Origin of the sequence: Mesorhizobium sp. M0500 (genome assembly GCF_040321165.1) — a bacterium.
Taxonomy (GTDB): domain Bacteria; phylum Pseudomonadota; class Alphaproteobacteria; order Rhizobiales; family Rhizobiaceae; genus Mesorhizobium.
In genome coordinates this window covers 14,562-33,824 of record NZ_JAMYRB010000039.1, presented here as the reverse complement: position 1 = coordinate 33,824, position 19,263 = coordinate 14,562, and the positions used below count along the sequence as shown (strand labels likewise).

Annotated in this window: 20 protein-coding genes and 1 pseudogene; 10 read left to right on the top strand and 11 right to left on the bottom strand. The window is 63.3% G+C overall.

Going from position 1 to position 19,263, the window contains the following annotated elements:
- Both cysW and NKI70_RS31515 read left to right on the top strand, forming a co-directional pair.
- Nucleotides 1-287: pseudogene (cysW, locus tag NKI70_RS31520) on the top strand (sulfate/thiosulfate ABC transporter permease CysW); the annotation flags it as partial.
- A 131-nt stretch (nt 288-418) separates the two neighbouring features.
- Nucleotides 419-1,459, top strand: coding sequence for a sulfate/molybdate ABC transporter ATP-binding protein (locus NKI70_RS31515; protein ID WP_352700207.1), 1,041 nt, complete (start codon nt 419-421; stop codon nt 1,457-1,459).
- Nucleotides 1,460-1,473: 14 nt separating this feature from the next.
- On the opposite strand, the gene NKI70_RS31510 is transcribed toward NKI70_RS31515, so the two are convergent.
- Together NKI70_RS31510 and NKI70_RS31505 are read right to left on the bottom strand one after the other, a co-directional pair.
- Entirely contained in the window at nt 1,474-1,872 is a 399-nt protein-coding gene (locus NKI70_RS31510) for a type II toxin-antitoxin system VapC family toxin (RefSeq protein WP_352595370.1), read from the bottom strand.
- Between the two features lie 8 nt (nt 1,873-1,880).
- On the bottom strand, nt 1,881-2,144 hold the full coding sequence (locus tag NKI70_RS31505) for an antitoxin (protein WP_352700206.1): 264 nt from the start codon (nt 2,142-2,144) through the stop codon (nt 1,881-1,883).
- A gap of 285 nt (nt 2,145-2,429) precedes the next feature.
- On the opposite strand from NKI70_RS31505, the gene NKI70_RS31500 reads away from it, so the two are divergent.
- Nucleotides 2,430-3,416, top strand: a complete 987-nt coding sequence (locus NKI70_RS31500; protein ID WP_352700205.1) for a sulfate ABC transporter substrate-binding protein — start codon at nt 2,430-2,432, stop codon at nt 3,414-3,416.
- 247 nt (nt 3,417-3,663) lie between these two features.
- Nucleotides 3,664-4,113: an RrF2 family transcriptional regulator gene (locus NKI70_RS31495; protein WP_006202816.1), complete on the top strand. Its 450-nt coding sequence runs from the start codon at nt 3,664-3,666 to the stop codon at nt 4,111-4,113.
- Here the strand turns inward: NKI70_RS31495 and NKI70_RS31490 are convergent.
- From NKI70_RS31490 to NKI70_RS31460, 7 genes are all read right to left on the bottom strand, one after another.
- Nucleotides 4,110-4,655, bottom strand: coding sequence for a gluconokinase (locus NKI70_RS31490; protein WP_352453285.1), 546 nt, complete (start codon nt 4,653-4,655; stop codon nt 4,110-4,112). The genes NKI70_RS31495 and NKI70_RS31490 overlap by 4 nt on opposite strands.
- A gap of 5 nt (nt 4,656-4,660) precedes the next feature.
- Nucleotides 4,661-5,647 carry an ABC transporter permease gene (locus tag NKI70_RS31485; RefSeq protein ID WP_352647045.1) on the bottom strand — a complete coding sequence of 329 codons (987 nt, stop codon included), beginning with the start codon at nt 5,645-5,647 and terminating at the stop codon, nt 4,661-4,663.
- A complete protein-coding gene (locus tag NKI70_RS31480) occupies nt 5,644-6,624 on the bottom strand; it encodes an ABC transporter permease (protein WP_023675830.1) in 981 nt (326 codons plus the stop codon). Before NKI70_RS31480 ends, NKI70_RS31485 begins: the two co-directional genes overlap by 4 nt.
- Complete coding sequence (locus tag NKI70_RS31475; RefSeq protein WP_352726078.1) at nt 6,621-8,162, bottom strand: sugar ABC transporter ATP-binding protein; 1,542 nt, start codon at nt 8,160-8,162, stop codon at nt 6,621-6,623. Before NKI70_RS31475 ends, NKI70_RS31480 begins: the two co-directional genes overlap by 4 nt.
- 79 nt (nt 8,163-8,241) lie before the next feature.
- Nucleotides 8,242-9,366, bottom strand: a complete 1,125-nt coding sequence (locus NKI70_RS31470) for a sugar ABC transporter substrate-binding protein (protein ID WP_352571765.1) — start codon at nt 9,364-9,366, stop codon at nt 8,242-8,244.
- Between the two features lie 296 nt (nt 9,367-9,662).
- The gene (gene gntR, locus NKI70_RS31465) at nt 9,663-10,691 is read right to left on the bottom strand and encodes an HTH-type transcriptional regulator GntR (RefSeq protein ID WP_352571764.1); all 1,029 of its coding nucleotides are present in this window, start codon (nt 10,689-10,691) and stop codon (nt 9,663-9,665) included.
- A 173-nt stretch (nt 10,692-10,864) separates the two neighbouring features.
- The gene (locus NKI70_RS31460; RefSeq protein ID WP_502896742.1) at nt 10,865-12,019 is read right to left on the bottom strand and encodes an MFS transporter; all 1,155 of its coding nucleotides are present in this window, start codon (nt 12,017-12,019) and stop codon (nt 10,865-10,867) included.
- A gap of 252 nt (nt 12,020-12,271) precedes the next feature.
- Between NKI70_RS31460 and NKI70_RS31455 the strand changes: the two genes are divergently transcribed.
- The 5 genes from NKI70_RS31455 to NKI70_RS31435 all read left to right on the top strand — a co-directional run bounded on the left by NKI70_RS31455 (nt 12,272) and on the right by NKI70_RS31435 (nt 16,027).
- Nucleotides 12,272-12,559 carry a DUF3175 domain-containing protein gene (locus NKI70_RS31455; protein ID WP_352505533.1) on the top strand — a complete coding sequence of 96 codons (288 nt, stop codon included), beginning with the start codon at nt 12,272-12,274 and terminating at the stop codon, nt 12,557-12,559.
- Nucleotides 12,560-12,678: 119 nt separating this feature from the next.
- On the top strand, nt 12,679-13,590 hold the full coding sequence (gene iolE, locus NKI70_RS31450; RefSeq protein WP_352505532.1) for a myo-inosose-2 dehydratase: 912 nt from the start codon (nt 12,679-12,681) through the stop codon (nt 13,588-13,590).
- A 199-nt stretch (nt 13,591-13,789) separates the two neighbouring features.
- Entirely contained in the window at nt 13,790-13,996 is a 207-nt protein-coding gene (locus NKI70_RS31445) for a LacI family DNA-binding transcriptional regulator (RefSeq protein WP_023675823.1), read from the top strand.
- A 4-nt stretch (nt 13,997-14,000) separates the two neighbouring features.
- A complete protein-coding gene (gene mocR / locus NKI70_RS31440) occupies nt 14,001-15,467 on the top strand; it encodes a rhizopine catabolism transcriptional regulator MocR (RefSeq protein ID WP_245274662.1) in 1,467 nt (488 codons plus the stop codon).
- A gap of 194 nt (nt 15,468-15,661) precedes the next feature.
- Nucleotides 15,662-16,027, top strand: coding sequence for a GFA family protein (locus tag NKI70_RS31435; RefSeq protein ID WP_352571762.1), 366 nt, complete (start codon nt 15,662-15,664; stop codon nt 16,025-16,027).
- Nucleotides 16,028-16,058: 31 nt separating this feature from the next.
- Here the strand turns inward: NKI70_RS31435 and NKI70_RS31430 are convergent, their stop codons facing one another.
- Nucleotides 16,059-16,502 (bottom strand): SRPBCC family protein, encoded by a 444-nt coding sequence (locus NKI70_RS31430; protein ID WP_352571761.1) that lies wholly within the window; start codon nt 16,500-16,502, stop codon nt 16,059-16,061.
- Between the two features lie 169 nt (nt 16,503-16,671).
- Nucleotides 16,672-17,916 carry a DegT/DnrJ/EryC1/StrS family aminotransferase gene (locus NKI70_RS31425; protein WP_352571760.1) on the bottom strand — a complete coding sequence of 415 codons (1,245 nt, stop codon included), beginning with the start codon at nt 17,914-17,916 and terminating at the stop codon, nt 16,672-16,674.
- A gap of 362 nt (nt 17,917-18,278) precedes the next feature.
- On the opposite strand from NKI70_RS31425, the gene NKI70_RS31420 reads away from it, so the two are divergent.
- Complete coding sequence (locus tag NKI70_RS31420) at nt 18,279-19,253, top strand: polysaccharide deacetylase family protein (protein ID WP_352571759.1); 975 nt, start codon at nt 18,279-18,281, stop codon at nt 19,251-19,253.
- Nucleotides 19,254-19,263 lie beyond the last annotated feature (10 nt).

Genomic DNA, 19,263 nt, shown 5'->3' with positions numbered 1-19,263 from the left:
GGTACGTGACGTTGCCCAACGTCAAATGGGGATTGCTCTACGGCGTGCTGTTGTGCAATGCCCGCGCGATGGGTGAGTTCGGCGCCGTCTCGGTCGTGTCGGGCCACATACGCGGGCTGACCAACACCATGCCGCTGCATGTCGAAATCCTTTATAACGAGTACAATGCCGCCGCCGCCTTTGCCGTCGCTTCGCTGCTTGCCGGCCTGGCGCTCGTCACGCTGGTCTTGAAGACACTTCTCGAGATGCGCTACGGCGCCGAGATCGCCGCGACGCGCGGACACTGACAAATGCATGTCGCCCAAAAGTGTGTAGCGGTTTTTGGACAACGACATGCATAAAACAAAGATTTAATGTCGCCCAAAAGTGGGAACCGGTTTTGGGATAACGGCATGCATCAACTACAAAAGGGATTTGCATGGAAGTTCGCGTTGCCAACGTGCGCAAGGAGTTTGAGCGGTTTCCGGCCCTCCGCGACGTTTCGCTCGACATCAAGTCGGGAGAACTGATCGCCCTGCTGGGACCTTCCGGTTCCGGCAAGACGACGCTGCTCAGGCTGATTGCCGGCTTGGAGCGGCCGACCCGCGGAAAGATCTTCTTCGGCGAAGAGGATGCGTCCCAAAAGTCGATTCAGGAGCGCAATGTCGGCTTCGTCTTCCAGCACTACGCGCTGTTTCGCCATATGACGGTCGCCGACAATATCGGCTTCGGACTCAAGGTCCGGCACGGGCCGTCACGCCCGTCGGCGAAGGAAATCCGCCGCCGCGCCTCGGAACTCCTCAACCTCGTTCAGCTTTCCGGTCTGGAAAAACGCTATCCGGCACAGCTTTCGGGCGGCCAGCGCCAGCGCGTGGCGCTGGCCCGCGCCATGGCGATCGAACCGGCCGTGCTTTTGCTCGACGAGCCGTTCGGCGCGCTCGATGCGCAGGTGCGCCGCGAACTGCGCCGCTGGCTGCGCGACATCCACGACGCCACCGGCCACACCACGGTCTTCGTCACCCATGACCAGGAAGAGGCGCTGGAGCTTGCCGACCGCGTCGTAGTGATGAGCCAGGGCCGCATCGAGCAGGTCGGCACCGCCGACGAAATCTACGACACTCCGAACTCGCCCTTCGTCTACGGCTTCATCGGCGAATCGAGTTCGCTTCCGGTCAAGGTCGAGGACGGCCAGGTCTGGATCGCCGACCGGCCGATCGGGCTTTCCGCGCCGCACGCACCGCAAGGCGAAGCGACGCTGTTCTTTCGCCCGCACGACGTCGATCTGGTGGAAGAATGCAACGGCTGCATCGCCGGCACGGTCGCCGCCAGCCGCCGCGTCGCCGGCACCAGGCGGGTCGAGCTCGAAATCGGCGGCGAACGTCAGCGGGTCGAGATCGAATTGCCCATCGACCATCCGGCGGCGCAGAAAAGTCGCGTGGCTTTTCGGCCGCGGCGCTGGAAGCTTTTTCCGGCCGCTTGATCCTCTATCAGGCGCTACACCAGCCAGTTCTCGACCTTCAGGCCTTTGATCCGGTTGAAATCCCCGGTGTTGGCGGTCACCAGGGTAGTTCCAAGCGCACGGGCGTGGGCAGCAATAAAAAGGTCATTTTGGCCGATGGTCTGGCCCCTGCCTTCCAGTTCTGCGCGAATCGCGCCGTACTCGGCATCCATCGGCACATCGAGCGGCAAGACGGGAATCTCAGCCAGCAATTCCTCGACCTTCTTGTGCAACTTGGCTGATCTTTTCTTGACGCAGCCATATCGCAGTTCCGACGCGACCACGATGCTGGTACACACGGCGGCGTCTCCCACGCGCAGGACAGCGCTTGCGGCTTTCCCGGCCGGATTTCGGATCATGTCGCTGACAATGTTCGTGTCCAGCATGAACCGCATCAAAAAAATTACTCGGATTTGACAGGCATATCCTCGACTTCGGGAAAGTCTTCCTCGGCATCGGGCGGCGGCTCTTTCGCCCATTGCGCGAGCAGTGCGGTGAGGCCAGGTTTGCGGACCGGCTCGATGATCAGGCGGTCGCCTTCACGGCTGATCAAGACCTTTTCGCCGGGAAGTTCGAACTCGACAGGAATGCGCACCGCCTGGCTGCGATTGTTACGAAACAGCTTCGCCTCCTTCGGCGGGGTTGTTGAATGGCGGTGTTGAGACATGACAACAGCTCCTTGTATATACTATTTGTATATGCCAGACAGGGCGGCGATGCAATCGCCTTGCATCGCGTTGGCCGGCCGGGAACCGTCGTGCACGCGGGCGAAATCGGCACCCCTTCCAGGCTGCGCGGAAGGCCCTTCTTGAAAGAAAAAACTAGCAATCGCCCACAGCGGGAATATTTCTTTTATCGACAACGTGGAGCGGCCACTCTGCGTGCCTCGTCGCGCACGATGCCTTGCCGCTATGGTCCGGCATTAAGCGCATGGCATTGGAGCCCTGTTTTCATGAAGCGATTTTTGCTTGGCGTCGCCACATTGGCCGGCCTGGTCCTCGCATCCTCCCAAGCCTGGTCGGCCGACAGATTGCTGAACGCCTCTTACGATGTCGGCCGCGAACTGTTTGCGCAGGTCAACAAAGCGTTCGTCGCCGGGCACCCCGGTGTGACCATCGATCAGTCGCATGCCGGAACTTCGGCGCAGGCGCGTGCCATCGCCGAAGGCCTCGGCGCCGACGTGGTCACGTTCAACCAGGTCATCGACATCGACTTCCTGGTCAAAAAGGGCCTCATCTCCGCCGACTGGCAGAAGGACTTTCCGGACAACGCCTCGCCTTTCTATTCGCTGCCGTCCTTCCTGGTGCGCGCCGGCAATCCGAAGCACATCAAGGATTGGAGCGATCTCGTGCGCGACGACGTGCAGGTGATCTTCCCCAATCCGAAAACCTCGGGCAATGCGCGCTACACCTATCTTGCGGCCACCGCCTACGCCAAGGAAGCTTTCAGGGACGACGACGCCAAGGTGAAGGAGTTCGTCACCAAGCTGTTCAACAACGTGCCGGTATTCGACAGCGGCGGGCGCGCCGCGACCACCACTTTCGTGCAGCGCGAAATCGGCGACGTACTCATCACCTTCGAGTCGGAAACGCGCGGCGTCCGCAAGGAGTATGGCGAGGACAAGTTCGAGCAGGTAACGCCTTCGGTCAGCCTGTTGGCGGAATTTCCGGTGGCGATCGTCGACACCGTTGCAGACGAGCATGGCACGCGCGATCTCGCCAAGACCTATCTCGACTTCCTCTATACGCCGGAGGGCCAGGACATCGCCGCCCGCAACGGCCTGCGGGCCCGGGACGCGGCGGTCGCCGCCAAATACAAGGCTGAGTTTCCCGATGTCCGCCTGCTGACGGTGGAGGACGTCTTCGGCGGCTGGGCCAAGGTCCAGGCCGAGCACTTTGCAGCGGGCGGCCTGCTCGACCAGACTTATGGCAGCCGCTGAGGCGATCTTCCAACTTTGACAGAAGCCGGCTTTGCCGGCTTCTTTGCTTTCGCGCCGCGAAAGGTGATTTCTGGCACTTTCCGGGCGCATTCCGTCCAAAACGTTACAAAGAATCAACGCGTTTGTGCCTACCGTGAGAACGGACGGCTTGTTTTCGCGAACGGCTTCGCGTGATCAAACCGTCATGATTTGCACACAAACAGCCGCCAGACGCGGGTGGTTGGGGCTTCATGGGTTGACTCGGGGCATGCTTACCAAAAAAGGCAAATACGGCCTCAAGGCCCTCGTGCATCTGTCGGGCCTGCCGGTCGGCCAGCTCGCATTCGTCAACGACATTGCGGTCGCCAATAACATCCCCAAGAAATTCCTGGATGCCATCCTGGGCGAGTTGCGTAACGCCGGCTTCGTCCAGAGCCGCAAGGGCAAGGAAGGCGGTTACCGCCTTGCCCGGCCGGCTTCCGAGATCAAGATCGGCCATGTCGTGCGTGTCCTCGACGGGCCGCTGGCGCCGATCCCCTGCGCCAGCCGCACGCAATACCAGCGCTGCGAGGATTGCGACGAGGCGACCTGCCAGGTTCGGCACATGATGCTGGAGGTCCGGCAGGCGATCGCCGAGGTGCTGGACAACCGCAGCCTCGCGGCCATGCGCGACGCCGACAATGACGATTTCCCAGTCGAACTGACGTCGCAAATCTAGCGCGCGAGCAGGCTCAAGGCAGTCGCGACGGTGTCGGCGACCGGACGCGTGCCATCCAAGGTTATCGCCGCCTCGTCCGCCGCTGGCGCCTCGAGCGTGGCGAACTGGCTGTCGACCAGGCTTGCCGGCATGAAATGACCCTTGCGATTGCCGACGCGCTGTTTTGCTGTTGCCGGGTCGATTTCCAGGTAAACGAAAACGATATCCGGGCAAAAGCCGCGCAGGCGATCGCGGTAGCTGCGCTTCAGCGCCGAGCAGGCGGCGACCACACCTTGCCCGCTTGCGACCGACGCGGCCATCCGCTGGCCGATCGCGTCGAGCCAGCCCTCGCGCAGCGCGTCGGTGAGCGGCTGGCCGCTCGCCATGCGCGCGACGTTTTCGGGCGGATGCAGCCTGTCGCCTTCGATAAAGACGGCGCCCAATGCCGCTGCAAGCGCTTCGCCGACAACCGACTTGCCGCAGCCGGCAACGCCCATCACCACGATGGCGGGTATCGTTCGAACAGTGCTTGCCGGCTTATATGCCACGTCTTTACCGGTCATGCAGGTCAGCGGCTTGCCGGCGCGCGGCCATAGAGCAGCAGCATGGCGACGATGACGACGCCGTAGATGATCTGCCGTCCCGCCTCCGGCATCTGCATGACGGAAAGAATTGATTGCAGGAGGGTGATCAGGATTACCCCGGCGACGGTGCCGAGATAGGAGCCGCGCCCGCCGAGGATCGAGGTGCCGCCGAGCACCACCGCGGCGATCGACGGCAGCAGATAGGCATCGCCCATCGACTGTGCCGCCTTGGAGGCATAGCCGGCCAACAGCACGCCGCCGAAGGCGGAGAGCCCGCCCGAAACCGCAAAGGCGATCATCACCACGCGCCTTGTATCGATGCCGGAAAGATAGGCGGCACGCTCGCGATTGCCGATGCCGTAAACGGTGCGGCCGAAGCCGGTGCGGGTCAGCACGAACACCATTGCGGCGCCGATCAGCGCCCAGATGAGAACGGCGTTGGGCACGGCAGGAACGGCAAAGCCGGTCGCCAGATAGCGCATCGCACCGGTCGCCGAATCCTGCGGCGAGAAACCGCCCGTGTAGACCACCATCAGCCCCTGCGCGACGGCGTTGGTGGCAAGCGTGATGATCATCGAGGGAATGCGCAGATAGGCGACGCCGATGCCGTTGACGATGCCGATCAGAACACCGCAGAAGATGCCGAACGGAATGGCAAGCGCCACGCCGACGGTACCGTATGCGGCCGCGGCGCAGGCCATCATCGCGCCGGCCGCCACCGACCAGGGCACCGACAGGTCGATCTGGCCGAGCAGGATGACCAGCATCATGCCGGTCGCGATGACGCCGAGAAACGACGCCACCTTGAGCTGCTGCAAAAGGTATTCAGGCGACAGGAAGCTGCGCGAATAGAGGCTGCCGAGGAACAGCAGCAGCACGATACAGGCGAACGCCGTCAGCACCGCCGGGTCGGCGCGGCGGAGGAATTTCGGCATGCGGCCGGCGAGACCACTCACAATCGTTTCGCTCACAGGAACCACTCCAGCCGGTTGCGGACCCGAAACAGGGCGAACGCGCCGAGGCTGACCGCGATCAGCAGAATGACGCCCTGGAACAGGGGCTGCCAGAGCGGATCGAAATCGAAGACGAACAGCAGGTCGCCGATGGTGCGGAAGGCAAGCGCGCCGAAGATCGCGCCGATGGCGCTGCCCTTGCCGCCGAACAGCGACACGCCGCCAAGCACGACCGCAGCGATCGAAAACAGCGTATAGGCGTTGCCGCTGGCATAGGCCGCATCGCCGGTATAGGTGAAGAACGTCAGGAACAGCCCGCCGATCGCGGCAAGCAGACCGGCAAGCGCATAGGCGGCGAACTTTCCACGCCGGATCGGCACGCCGGACATGTAGGCCGCCATCTCCGAGGAGCCGGCTGCATAAGCGGCGCGGCCTAGCACCGACCGGCTGAACGGCACCCAGACCACGAGCACGACCGCCAGCAGCGTCACCAGACTCGCCGGCACAAAACCAAACAGGCGACCGGTCAGCGCATCGGCGAGCCCTTCATTGACCGAGCCGCCGGGAAACGGCCGAAGCAGCAGCGCGATGCCGAAATAGACCGCGCCGGTGGCGATGGTGGCTACGATCGGCTGCAGGCGTCCATAGATGACGATCGCACCGTTGATTGCCCCGCACAGCAGCCCGGTGCCGAGCACGGCGAGGACGCCGAAGGCGGTCTCGATGCCGGTGCCGACGACCAGCCACGAGGCCAGGCAGTTGGTCAGCGTGAAGATCATGCCGACCGAGAGATCGATGCCGGCGGTGATCACCACCAGCGTTTGCGCCATGGCGACGAAGGCGAGCAGCACACCCTTGTTCGAGGCCGTCTGTACGACATTGGCGGTGAAGCCCGCCGGATGGTTCGAGGTGTAGATGACGAACATGACGACGAAGATGCCGAACGCCAGCAGCGTTCCGCGCTGTTCGGCAAGCCAGTAGCGCCAATCCTTCACGCGTCCGCTCCTTGCCTTGGCATCTCTTCATGAATGTTGAGCGCGCTGGCGATCAAGGCCCGCTCGGTGATTTCGGCGCCGACCAGTTCACGCTTGACCGCGCCGTCATAGAGCACCAGCACCCGGTCGCAGCAGCCGATCAGCTCGTCATAATCGGTCGAATAGAAGAGGATCGCCGCGCCTTGATCGGCAAGCTTGCGCATCAACTGGTACAGTTCCTGCTTGGTGCCGACATCGATGCCCCGCGTCGGGTCGTTGAGCAGGATGATGCGCGGCTGCCGCATCAGCCATTTGGCGATGACGACCTTCTGCTGGTTGCCGCCGGACAGCGCGCCGACCGGAATGTCGAGCCCGGCGGTCTTGATCGCCAGGAGACCGACCATGTCGTCGATCAGCCGCTGCTCGGCGGCGCGATCGATGATGCCGGCCCTGGACAGCCGATCGAGGGCGGCAAAGGAGAGGTTTTCGCGCACCGTCATCGGCAGCATCAACCCTTCCGTCTTGCGGTCCTCCGGGATCAACGCCATGCCGATCCGGTCATCGCGCGCGGCGGCCGGACTGGCGATCGCCACCGGCCTGCCGTCGATCAGTATCTGGCCCGACAGGCCGCGCAGTACACCGAAGAAGGCGAGCAGCAATTCGCGCTGGCCCTGGCCGTCGAGGCCGCCAAGCCCGACCACCTCGCCCGCCCCGACCGACAGCGAGACATCGTGCAGCCGATCCGTCCATGACAGGCTGCGCGCCTCGAGAGCCGGCGTTGCCGCAGCAGCCGCCCGCGCGGGCTTGGGCGGAAAGATGTGGCTGTATTCGCGCCCGATCATCAGCTCGACAACTTCATTGTCGCTCTTGGTGCCGGCCGCGTAGCTGGCGACATTGCGGCCATTGCGGAACACAGTGCACTGATCGGCCAGCTCGGCGATCTCATTCATGCGGTGAGAGATATAGAGCAGCGCCAGCCCTTCCGAACGCAGCCGCTTCAACACGGCGAAAACTCTGGCGACGTCAGCCGCGGTCAGCGCCGAGGTCGCCTCGTCGAGGATCAGGATGCGCGGCTTGCGCGCCAGTGCCTTGGCGATCTCGACCATCTGCCTTCTTGAAAGAGGAAGATCCTTGACCAGCGCCAGCGGATGGATATCGGAAGCGCCGGCGCGAGCCAGGGCTTCTTCGGCGATGCGGCGCTGCGCCTTGCGGTCGATCATGCCGAAACGCTTCGGCGGATCGGAAATGACGATGTTGTCGGCAACGCTGAGTTCGGGGACGAGCGACAGCTCCTGGAAGATGCAGACGATGCCGGCCTGGTTGGCGGCGGCCGGCGAAGCGAAGGTAACTTCGCTTCCGTCCAGCATCATGCGGCCCTCGTCGGGCGCAACGACCCCCGCCATGACCTTGATCAGCGTCGATTTGCCGGCGCCGTTCTCGCCGAGAATGGCGTGGATGCTGCCTGGAGTGACCGACAGTTCGGCCTTCTCCAGCGCCCGCACGCCGCCATAGCGCTTGGATATGCCTTCCATGCGGAAGAGCGGAACCGCACCGTCCATCGGCCCTCCCCAGGCGCTTGGCAATCAGGATGTCGAGCGCCGACGCCGCGGGATTCCCGCGGCGTCGGGCTGTCGGAGTTTACTGGTTTTCCTTGCTCTGGCCCATGATTTCCTGCGCCGTGAAATTGATGCCGCAGGTCGGGAAGGAATTGCCGACGAAGAAATTGTCGGACTGATCGGGGAAGAAATCCTGGCCTGCCTTGAAGTTCGGATCCTCGACGATCGCCAGCGGCAGCTTGACCGCTTGCGGCACGACCTGGCCTTCAAGTGCTGCAATCGCCGTCTTGATGGCAACCGCGACCTGAGCCGGGCCGGTGCCGGCCGACGAGCATTTCAGGCCGTCAGCGGCGAACTTGGCGCAGAATTTGCGGAAGCCGTTCTCCGTCTCGCCGCCGAACGGCACGAACGGATGCTTGGCATCGATCATCGCCTGCACGATGCCGGTATCGCCGCCCTGTCCGGTAATGCCGTCGAAGGGGCCGTTGGTGGCAATGGCATCGGCCGTAGCCTTTTGCGCAACGCCGTCATCCCATTTGCCGACGACCTCGGTGACATCCCATTTCTTGCCGGAAGCGTCGAGAACCTCGTGGATGCCGTTATGGCGATCGGTGTCGACGGACGTGCCGGCGACGCCGCGCACTTCCAGCACCTTGCCGCCGTTCGGCACGTGCTTGACCAGCCAGTTGGCCCACAATTCGCCAAGGCCTTTCTGGTCGACATTGACGTTGATGGCATCCTTGGTGTCGAGGATGTTGTCGAAGGCGACCAGCACCACGCCGGCTTCCTTGGCCCGCTTGATGACAGGACCGAATGCGGTCGGGTTCTGGGCGTTGACGACAATCGCGTCATAGCCGGAATCGATGAAATTGTTGATCGCCGAAATCTGGGCCGGCACGTCTTCGCCGGTCGAGACCACCTTGAATTCCTTGAGCTTGGCCGCGACGTCCGGCTGCGCTGCATAGGCCTTTGCCGTCTGCACCATCTGGATGCGCCAAGTGTTGGCGATATAGCCGTTGGCCAGAGCGATGCGGTACGGGCCGTCTTTCTTGGGGAACTTGAAGAACTGCGTATCGGCCGACCAGGGCGCGAAGCAGTCAGGCTCGGCCGATGGCCCCTTGACGATTTCAGGATCGGCGATCGCCGACGAGCTCAGCATGACGAAAGCAGTGGCGGCAACGATACCGCCAACGAGTGACTTGATCATCGATATTCCTCCCAGTTGCAGTTTTGTTTGTTGTTACGCCGATGAATTTGCGCGTTTCCGGCCCGGCACCTCCCGCCGTACCCGTCGCGCGTTCAGGTGGCCGAATGCCGACCCGATCCCCTCCTTTGCTGCCCGGCTAGTCCCACAAAAACTATCATATTATACATAATAAACAAGCATGAGCTGTCGCTTATGTATAATAAACAGCCTCCCATCGTCGGGGCGAAGTATCGCCCGGCGATAACTGGTAGCGCTACCATGACGTAGTGTAAAGCGCCATTGCGTCGAAGCTCGCTTCAGCGCGCCGTGCTCTCACGTCGCTTGAGTTCGAAGCCAAGGTCGACGACCCGCTGCTCTGGCCTGTTGCCTTCGATCGCCGCAAGCGCCATGGCGACCGCCCGCCGGCCGATCTCGTAGCGGTAGGTCCGAACGCTGGTGACCGACGGAAAGGCCACCTCCATCATGTCGAGATCGTTGAAGCCAACGATACCGATCGTCTTCGGCACGGCGATCGAAGCGCGGTGGCATTCGAACAGCACGCCAAGGGCGATATCGTCATTGTTACAGAACACCCCATCGAGGCTCGGCACCTTGGCCAGCGCGTCGCGGAACAATTCGCGGCCGAGGGTGACGCTGGAGGGCACCGGCGTCGTGGTGGTGAGCCTCGGATCGAACAGGCCGGCCGCCTCCATCGCCGCGCGATAGCCGGCAAGCCGCCGCTGCGAACGCGGATCCATGCGCGCACCGATGAAGCCGATCCGGCGATAGCCTGCCTCGATCAGATGTTCCGCAGCCGCCTTGCCGCCCTCGAAATGCGAGAAGCCGACCATCATGTCGACCGGATCGGGCCCGGTCTCCATCACCTGCACCACCGGACAGCCTGCCGTTTCCAGCAGTTTTCGCGACGCCGGCGTCTGGTCGATGCCGGCCACGATCAGCGCCGCTGGGCGTTGCGGGCCAAACACCTGCAGCAGCCGCTCTTCCTCGAGGCCGGAATAGTGGGTGTTGCCGAGCTGAATCCGGAAAGGGCCGTCCGACAGGCTGTCGTAGATGCCGCGCACCACTTCGGCAAAGACGTTGTTGGTAAGCGACGGCACCAGAACGCCAAAGACCTCGGCGCGCGCCGAAGCCAGCGCCCGCGCATTCGGGTCGGGCACATAGCCGAGCTCGTTCACGGCCGACTCGATCTGGCGGCGCAGATCTTCCGAGACACGCCCCGGCTCACGCAGGGCGCGCGATACGGTAATGGCGCCGACGCCGGCCTTGCGGGCGACATCGGCGATGGTCGGGCGGCCGCCGCCGCGGCGCGAGCGCGGCTTGATCACCGTACTCGTCCGGACGCCGGGCAACCGCCCACACGCGACCGTGAAACGATGTTCAGCGTTTTTGAAACTGCTGCCATGCCAAACTGGCCCGTTGCCACACCTTGTCTGGCGTCGCGCAGCCTTCGGCTGTTGTCAAGCGACGGCCGGAGAGACTGTATCCGTACCGCTGTGCTTCAGGCCGCCACAGCAGCGCTGCGCCGGGCCTTCCACAGCAGCAGCAGCATGGCCAAAATATTCAGCAGGTTCCAGGCAATGCCGTTGAGGAACGCGGCGGCATAAGAACCGGTCAGATCGTAGATCCAGCCCGACATCCAGCCGCCGATCGCCATGCCGAAAATGGTCGCCATCATGACGATGCCGACGCGCTGGCCAGCCTCCTTGGCTGGCATATATTCGCGCACGATGATCGCATAACAGGGCACGATGCCGCCTTGCGACAGGCCGAAGACCAGCGAGACGACATAAAGCGAGGCAAGCCCGTCGAACGGGATATAGAACAACAGCGACAGGCATTGCAGCACCGAGCCGATCAGCAGGGTTTTCACGCCGCCGATGCGATCGGCAAGGAAACCCGAGCCAAGCCGGCTGACGACGCCCGCCGCCAGCATGATCGACAGCATATCGGCGCCATGCGCCACGCCGTAGCCGAGATCCATGCAATAGGCGACGATATGGACTTGCGGCATCGACATCGCCACGCAGCAGCCGAGCCCGGCCACGATGAGCAGCGCCTGCAAGGCCGCCGGCGACAGGGAGATCGGCTGGACCACGCGGCTGCCCGGCGATCCCGGAGCCGCCTGGGGCGGTGCGCCGCGCCGGAGCAGCAGGATCAAGGGCACCATGGTGACCAGGCAGACGACGCCGATCGCGGCATAGGTGAAGCGCCAGCCTTCGGTCTGCATGACATAGGGCATCGCCGTCGGCCAGATCGCTCCGGCGAGATAGTTGCCGGACGCGGCAGCCGTCACCGCGACGCCGCGGCGACGGTTAAACCAATGCGAGATATCGGCGATCAAAGGGCCGAAGATCGCCGACGAGCCGACGCCGATCAACAGGCCCTGGACGAGGGTGAACTGCAGGATCGAACTGGTCAACGACGCCAGCAGGAAGCCGGCGCCAAGTGTAATCGCGGCAATCAGCGCCGGGATCCAATACCCCATGCGGTCGATGGCGCGGCCGAACAGCACATTGCCGGCGGCAAAGCCGACCATGGTCGCGGTGTAGGGCATCGAGGCAGCGGCGCGATCGACGCCGAATTCTGCCTGCACGGCAGGCAGCACCACCACCACCGCCCACATGCCGACCCCGCCGATCGTTGCCAGCAGCATCGAGATGCCCAGCCGTATCCAGGCATAGGCACTGTCGATGCCGGAACTTTCTGCCTGGCTTGAGACGATTGGGGTCAAGAGCTTTTCCTGTCCGCAGTTCTTGAATCGGCGGTTCTGACCACTATCGGCGCATTCGCATCGCCGAGCAGCGCCACGACAGGCAAATCCGTGGCTCCAGGGATTCGGGCCGAAGTGGAACAGGGGTGCGCCATAAGGCGTTTTCCGGCAACGACCTAGTGGAAGGAGTTTGCCATGACCGCGCAACGGAAATGGTCCGCCGACGTCACCGAGCACAGTGACGCGCTGGACCTCGAGGAACATATCTTCGAATCCCACGATCCAAGGAAAATCGCCGCCTCGTTGAAGCGATCGGCCGAGCACAGCGACCGACGCAAGGCAGGGCCGTTTCAATCCGCCATGTCGATGCTGAATTTCTACATCAACCGCGCCGGCAAGAACCTGCCGGCGGCGCAGAAGGAAGTGCTGGAGGACGCAAAGGATGAACTGCGCGTCCTTTTTGGCCGCCCAAAGGAAGACTAGAATCGGTCACCATTAATTGGTTCTGCCAAATTCGGCTGAACTGGACCTAGTGACAGGGCCTCTTTGTCGCCAGTCTGCAGGCTCGGCTTGTCTTCCCAAGCCCGCAAAAGCCTGGCGTCATGACGGTCAAGATCGGCATCAATCCCATCACCTGGAGCAATGACGACGTTCCGGCGCTTGGCGGGGATACGTCCTTGGAGACTTGCCTGTCGGAAACGGCGCTGGCCGGCTACCGCGGCACCGAACTCGGCGGCAAATTTCCGCGCCAGGCTGAAGTGCTTGGGCCGCTCCTGTCTTCCTATGGCCTGGAACTCGTTTCCGGCTGGTATGATGGCCGCATTCTCGACCGCACGGTCGACGAGGAATTCGCGGCGATCACCCCACATCTTCAGCTGTTGCGCGACCTTGGCGCCAGGATCGTCGTCTACGCCGACACCTCGCGCGGTCGCCATGACGGCATTTTCGCACCGATCTCCGAGCGCCCGCGCCTCGCCGACAGGGACTGGCCGTCCTATGGCAAGAAACTGACCGCCCTCGCCGACCGCATGGCTGCATTCGGGGTCGGCATGGCCTTCCACCACCACATGGGCACCATCGTCGAGACGGACGATGAAGTCGACAGGCTGATGGCGGCGACGGGCCGAAGCGTCGGCCTTTTGTTCGATACCGGCCACTGCCTGTTTTCGGGCGGCGACCCGCAATCGCTGCTGCAACGGCATCTCGACCGTATCGTGCATTTCCATTGCAAGGACGTTCGCAGGGCGGTGCTGGAACGGGCACGCCGCGAGGACATGAGCTTCATGGCGGCGGTAATGGACGGCATTTTTACCGTGCCCGGCGACGGCTCGGTCGATTTCCTGTCATTGCTGAAACCCCTCGCTGCGCGCGGCTATGAAGGCTGGCTCGTTGTCGAAGCCGAGCAGGATCCGGCCAAGGCGCATCCGCTGACCTATGCCAGCAAAGGCTATTTCTCGCTGCTCGCCACCGCCCGCGAGGCCGGCTTCGAAGTGGCGACTCGGAAGGCAGGCTGACCGGCCCGCATTGCGAGCCGGAGGAACATAATGGGCGCGCGCCTCGATGGGGTTAGCGACGCGAAAGCGCCCGGCGATCCGCGCCGCCTTGCTCCCTGCGCGGCGCGGATCGCAGAATCCCGGCTCTGGATTAAAACCCCGACTTTCAAGCTTGAGGCCGGCCGGAAGCCGTGCCTTGATGCAACCGAGGAGGAGCGACATGGCTTTCGAAGCTGCGCTTGGCATGGAACGGCTTTGCACCATCCGGGAGATTGCCGAGAAGGCGGAACTTGGCGCCGCCACCGTGCATCGCGCGCTGAAGAACAGCCGCGAGATCCGCCCCGAAACCAGGCGACTGGTGCTCGACACTGTCTGCCGGCTCAACGAGGAAAAGATCGCCCGCGCCGCCCGGTCCGTCGGGGGATAGTGCCGTGGCCGACCACATGCGCCTTTCCCTCGACATCATGTCGGTCGACCGCGCTTCGGAAGAACCGATGCATCGTCAGATCTACGGCGCCTTGCGACGCTTCATCCTTGACGGCCAAATCCCGCAGAACACGCTGCTGCCGTCGACGCGCTCGCTGGCCGAAGATCTGAAGGTCGGGCGCAACACGGTCATCGCCGCCTATGACCAGCTCCTTGCCGAAGGTTTTATCGAGGCGCGTGCCGGATCGGGCACCTGGGTGGCGCCGATCCAGCAGAACCGCCCCTTGGCATCCCTGCGCGCCGGACTGGCAGCGCCGCAAAAGCTGTCGCGGCGTGGCCAGACCATCGTCAACGGCCCGCAGCCGCCACGCAATGCCGGCGTCATCAATTTCCATCCCGGCGTGCCTGAAACGGCATCGTTTCCGTTCACCATCTGGTCAAGCCTTCTGGTGCGCAATGCACGCAGCCGCGACGAGAGCCTGCTTGGTTATCTCTCCTTTGCCGGCCACCCCGGCCTGCGTCAGGCCATTGCCTCGACCATCGGCCTGTCGCGCGGCATCAGCTGCACCGCCGACCAGGTGATCATCGTCACCGGTGCGCAGGCAGCGCTCGATCTGGTCTCGCGCGTGCTGATGGACGAAGGCGACCATGTCTGGATGGAGGAGCCCGGCTATCTCGGCGCCAAGAGCGCCTTTCTCGCCAGCGGTGCCAGGCTGGCACCGTTGAAGGTCGACCGGCGCGGCTGGCATCTTGCCGATCCGGAGCTGCCGCCGCCGCGGCTGATCTATGTGACGCCATCCTGCCAATGGCCGTTCGGCACAATCATGCGCATCGAGGAGCGGTTGCAGCTGCTCGACATCGCCGAACGCAACGGCGCCTGGATCGTCGAGGATGACTATGACGGCGAATACCGGTTCCGCGGCCGGCCGGTGCCGGCGCTACGCGGGCTCGATCATGCCGACCGCGTCGTCTATATCGGCAGCTTCGGCAAGACGCTGATTCCGGCGCTGCGCATCGGCTATCTGATCGTGCCGCGCGAATTGTCGGTTCCGTTCGACCGGGCGGTGAGCATCACCGGCCAGTTCGCGCCACTGATCCTGCAGGCAACGGTCAACGACTTCATCACGCAGGGCTATTTCGCCACGCACCTCAAGCGCATGCGCCGGCTCTATGCGCGCCGGCAGGCGAACTTCGTCAAGCTGTGCCAGGAGCATCTGGCCGAATGGCTGACCGTCACGGAAAACGATTCAGGCATGCAACTGCTGGCCAGCTTCGTCAGGCCCTATAAGGACAGCGACGTGGTCGCCGCCGCCGTCAAGGAGGGGCTCGACGTTCAGGGCATCTCCATCAACTACCACTCTACTGAACCCGAGCACGGCCTGCTGCTCGGCTACGCGGCAATGGACGAACGTCAGATCTTGCGCGCCGTTCTGGCGCTGCGCGCCGCGTTCCTAAGATTGGATAGAAGCTAGAGCCAGGCTCTCCATCTCGTTCACCGCGGGGTTGAGTCAATCGCCCGCAGTGATTAGGAATATGGGGCATCGGTCCTTGTTTTTCGGCGTTCGCGCAAAGCGCGCTTCCCAAGGCCGAACCTCCCCGAAAACCAGAAGCATGCCTACCGCCGGTATAGGCGGGCAACGCATTCATCTGAACCATGAGGATTGCCATGAGAACCGCATCCTGTGCCTGTGGGCAACTGAGGATCTCCTGTAACGGAGAGCCGCAGCTGGTCGCACAGTGCCACTGCCTCGACTGCCAGAAACGAACCGGCAGCACATACGGCGTCGCCGCCTTCTTTGCGCGCGACAAGGTAGAAGCCGAAGGCGACGCCAGTACCTACAGGCGATCGGCTCGGAGCGGCCATCACGTCACTTTCCATTTCTGCCCGGGCTGCGGCTCGAGCGTCTTCTGGGAGCCCGAGCGAAAGCCTGAATGGATCGCCGTCGCGGTCGGCTGCTTCGCCGATCCGGCCTTTCCGACGCCAGCGCACGTCGCCTGGGAAGAACGGCGTCACCCCTGGGTTTCCGGTTAGCGACTCCAACCCGCCAGGGCAGCGCTTTATCTTACTGGTTGATCTCGGGTTCAACGAGCTTCGCCAGATTTCGCAGCGACTCCTGCCAGCCGAGATAGCAGGCCTCAACCGGGATGGCGTCTGGAATACCTGTCTGCGTGATATTCACTTCGGTGCCGACCGACACTTTCTTCAATGTCACGGTCACCTCGATCTCGCCGGCCAGGTTGGGGTCGTCGAACCGGTCGATGTAACGCAGTTGCTCATTGGGCACGAGCTCGACATATTCGCCGCCGAACGAGTGGCTGTCGCCGGTGGTGAAGTTGCGGAAGGACATTTTGAACGTACCGCCGACTTTCGCCTCGAAGTGATGAACCGTGCAGGTGAAGCCGTTCGGCGGAAGCCATTTCGCAAGTGCATCCGCTTCGAGGAACGCGCGGTAGACTTTCTCCGGGCTGGTTGTCAGAACGCGGTGCAGCCGTACGGTGCCGGGCATATCGTTAATCCTCCGTGTTGGTGATCGATGCCCCCTAGGACGAGCGGAGCCCGGCCTATCCGACACGGGCCTGCGGATTTTTTGGCGACCGGTTATGCCGGCCGGAATCCTCGGCCGGCCACCGGACAAGGAACTCGACCGCAGGGTAGCAAACCGCGCCGAATCTGGTCTAGTTCACACTGTCGAACTTCTGCAGATCAACCGGTGCCGCCTTGCGCAATTCGATATCATCGAGCGAAGCATTCTCCAGCGCCACCCGCGCCGCCGCGTCGATGTTGTGGATCATGTCCTGAATGTCGGTATCGCTGTGCGCCGGGTTCATGGCGACCATCACGGTGCGGTTGAGGATGTCGAGAGAGTGCTTGCCGAGGTCGTCGGAATAATCCAGCCGCAGGCCCTGGTTCTCGGGCAGTGTGTAAGGATTGAGCGCCGGATGATGCGCGCCTTCATGCATCAGCACCTGGTCCCACTGGGTGAAATTGTGACGGCCGGTCTTGCCGGCAACGACGCTCGGAATGATCTTCGAAAAAGTCTGCGCCGCCTGCTCGCTCGGCAGCAGGTACATCACCTGTGCGGCGCAATCGTCGTCCGCGCTGTTCATCGGCGACGGCGTCAGCCCAAGATTGCTAAGGTGGCGGGTACCGGCCAGCACCGTCTTCTTCTCGGCTCGCATCGCCTCGATGATGCCGTCCAGCCGGTCGAGCTGGACGTTGAGCATCGCCCCCATCAGTTCGGAAGCACGCGCGCCGATGCCGGCGAAGGGTTTGATGCTGTCGCTTCTGCCCTGCCAGTAGAAATGGCAAGGGTCGATGGCGCAGCGCGCCCGCTCCGCCACTTTCGGGTCGCTGGTGGCGATGCCGCCGCCCTCACCCGAGGTCATATTCTTGAAATAGTTGAAGGAATAGGCGCCGGCATGGCCGATCGAACCGAGCTTGCGGCCCTCATAGCCGCCGCCGATGCCTTGGCAGACATCCTCCAGCACCAGCAAGCCGCGCTTGGCAGCAATGTCCATGATCGCATTCATGTTGCAGGCCGCGCCCCACATATGCACCGGGATGACCGCCCTGGTGCGCGGCCCGATGGCATCGCGCAAGGCGATGGGATCGATGGTCAGGCTCTCGTCGATGTCGACGATGACTGGAATGGCCCCTACCGACAGCACCGCGGTCGCGGTCGCCATATAGGTGTGCGCCGGCACCAGCACTTCGTCCCCCGGGCCGATGCCGAGGCCGATCAGGCCGGCGGCGAGCCCATAGGTGCCGCTGGCGGCCAGCGCGAAATGCTCGACGCCAAGATGCTGCGCATAGCGGGCCTCGAAGCGGTCGCATTCGCTGTCCTTGCCGTAACGAAACAGCGCGCCCGAGCGGATCACCCTGGCAATGGCTTCGATTTCCTCTTCGCCGGCGGTGTACATGACAGGCCTCCAGTCACTTGACAGTATGGGTCACTTGATAATGTGGTCGCTTGATGGTGTGGACAGCTGTAGGCTTGTCGGCACAGTTTGAAAGAACCACTCCGCCGCTATTCGACCAAGCCATCTGCGCCCGGAAGACGGTTCCTATGACTGGTTTTGAACCGTGATTGGGGAAATCGGTAGCTAAGTGTCTCAGCCGGCAGGCAAATCGTACCCATCCGAATTCGCCAAAGTGGCCCTGTCGGAAACCCAGCTTTCGGCGTTCCATTCCGGCCAGTTGGGCAAACGGTTGGTTCCATGAAATACGGGACACACTTTGGAAGACCCTCGAAACCGGCGCGCCGGCGGGAAGGCGGCCGTTCGTGAACGCCGCCGGCTCCAGCAAACGGATCGTGCTCCACGAGGACGATGTCGGCATGTGCCACGGCGCCAACAGCGCCTTCCTCGGATTGAGCGGGCTGGGCGTCTGCAGTTCCGGCGCGGTGATGGTGCCATGCCCGTGGTTCCTCGAAATGGCCGAAAGCGCCGCCGCCAATCCTGGCCTCGACCTTGGCGTCCACCTGACGCTGAACAGCGAGAAGCAGCACTACAAATGGCGGCCCTTGACCGCGCCGTCGCGGGCGGCCGGCTTGACCGACGAGTTCGGCTTCTTCTGGCCGGATGTGGCGACCACGCGCCGCAAGGCGGTGCCGCAGGCGGTCGAGGCCGAGCTTCGCGCCCAGGTCGACACCGCCTATCGCGCCGGCATCGACGTCACCCATCTCGACGCGCATATGGGCGCGGCATTGTCGCCGGAATTTTGCGACATCTACATCAAGCTCGGGCTCGAATATCAGCTGCCCGTGCTGCTGACCAAGACCCTGTCCGCCTATTCCCCCAACGACAATCTGGTCGGCGTCACCGAGGAGGCGTTCCAGCGCGGCGTGGCGCTGGCCCGTGCCGGCGGCTTTGCCATTTTCGACGCCGCCATCCAGACGACCTGGGGCCGGCCGCGTTCCAGGCCGATCGAGCCGGCTTACAAAGCGCTCATCGAGGGCGTGCGCGAGGGCCTGACCTTCTTTTGCCTGCATTGCAACGCGCCCGGTGAACTCGAGCTGATCGAGCCGCGCTCCGCCTATATCCGCACCGAAGAGTACGAGCTGTTCCGCGACCAGGGCTTTCGCGACTGGCTCGCCGCACAGCCGATCGACGTCATCGGCATGAAGCCGTTGCGCGAGGAGCTTCGCGCCGCACTCTCGGCCGGGCGATTATCAACGACAGTCCGCGGCAACAACGCGGGCGAACAGCGATTGGCGTCGGCAAAGGCCCGCAAAGCGGCCACCCGATCCGCGACGTGAGCCGATCGTC

What these genes read in the sequence shown, in the direction of transcription:
- NKI70_RS31425 (WP_352571760.1), bottom strand. Translation starts at nt 17,916, where the DNA reads ATGTACACCGCCGGCGAAGAGGAAATCGAAGCCATTGCCAGGGTGATC.
- NKI70_RS31490 (WP_352453285.1), bottom strand. Translation starts at nt 4,655, where the DNA reads ATGACCGGTAAAGACGTGGCATATAAGCCGGCAAGCACTGTTCGAACG.
- NKI70_RS31445 (WP_023675823.1), top strand. Translation starts at nt 13,790, where the DNA reads ATGGCTTTCGAAGCTGCGCTTGGCATGGAACGGCTTTGCACCATCCGG.
- NKI70_RS31455 (WP_352505533.1), top strand. Translation starts at nt 12,272, where the DNA reads ATGACCGCGCAACGGAAATGGTCCGCCGACGTCACCGAGCACAGTGAC.
- NKI70_RS31510 (WP_352595370.1), bottom strand. Translation starts at nt 1,872, where the DNA reads ATGCGGTTCATGCTGGACACGAACATTGTCAGCGACATGATCCGAAAT.
- NKI70_RS31430 (WP_352571761.1), bottom strand. Translation starts at nt 16,502, where the DNA reads ATGCCCGGCACCGTACGGCTGCACCGCGTTCTGACAACCAGCCCGGAG.
- NKI70_RS31470 (WP_352571765.1), bottom strand. Translation starts at nt 9,366, where the DNA reads ATGATCAAGTCACTCGTTGGCGGTATCGTTGCCGCCACTGCTTTCGTC.
- NKI70_RS31460 (WP_502896742.1), bottom strand. Translation starts at nt 12,019, where the DNA reads ATGCTGCTGGCAACGATCGGCGGGGTCGGCATGTGGGCGGTGGTGGTG.
- NKI70_RS31435 (WP_352571762.1), top strand. Translation starts at nt 15,662, where the DNA reads ATGAGAACCGCATCCTGTGCCTGTGGGCAACTGAGGATCTCCTGTAAC.
- NKI70_RS31475 (WP_352726078.1), bottom strand. Translation starts at nt 8,162, where the DNA reads ATGGACGGTGCGGTTCCGCTCTTCCGCATGGAAGGCATATCCAAGCGC.
- NKI70_RS31495 (WP_006202816.1), top strand. Translation starts at nt 3,664, where the DNA reads ATGCTTACCAAAAAAGGCAAATACGGCCTCAAGGCCCTCGTGCATCTG.
- NKI70_RS31505 (WP_352700206.1), bottom strand. Translation starts at nt 2,144, where the DNA reads ATGTCTCAACACCGCCATTCAACAACCCCGCCGAAGGAGGCGAAGCTG.
- NKI70_RS31500 (WP_352700205.1), top strand. Translation starts at nt 2,430, where the DNA reads ATGAAGCGATTTTTGCTTGGCGTCGCCACATTGGCCGGCCTGGTCCTC.
- NKI70_RS31515 (WP_352700207.1), top strand. Translation starts at nt 419, where the DNA reads ATGGAAGTTCGCGTTGCCAACGTGCGCAAGGAGTTTGAGCGGTTTCCG.
- iolE (WP_352505532.1), top strand. Translation starts at nt 12,679, where the DNA reads ATGACGGTCAAGATCGGCATCAATCCCATCACCTGGAGCAATGACGAC.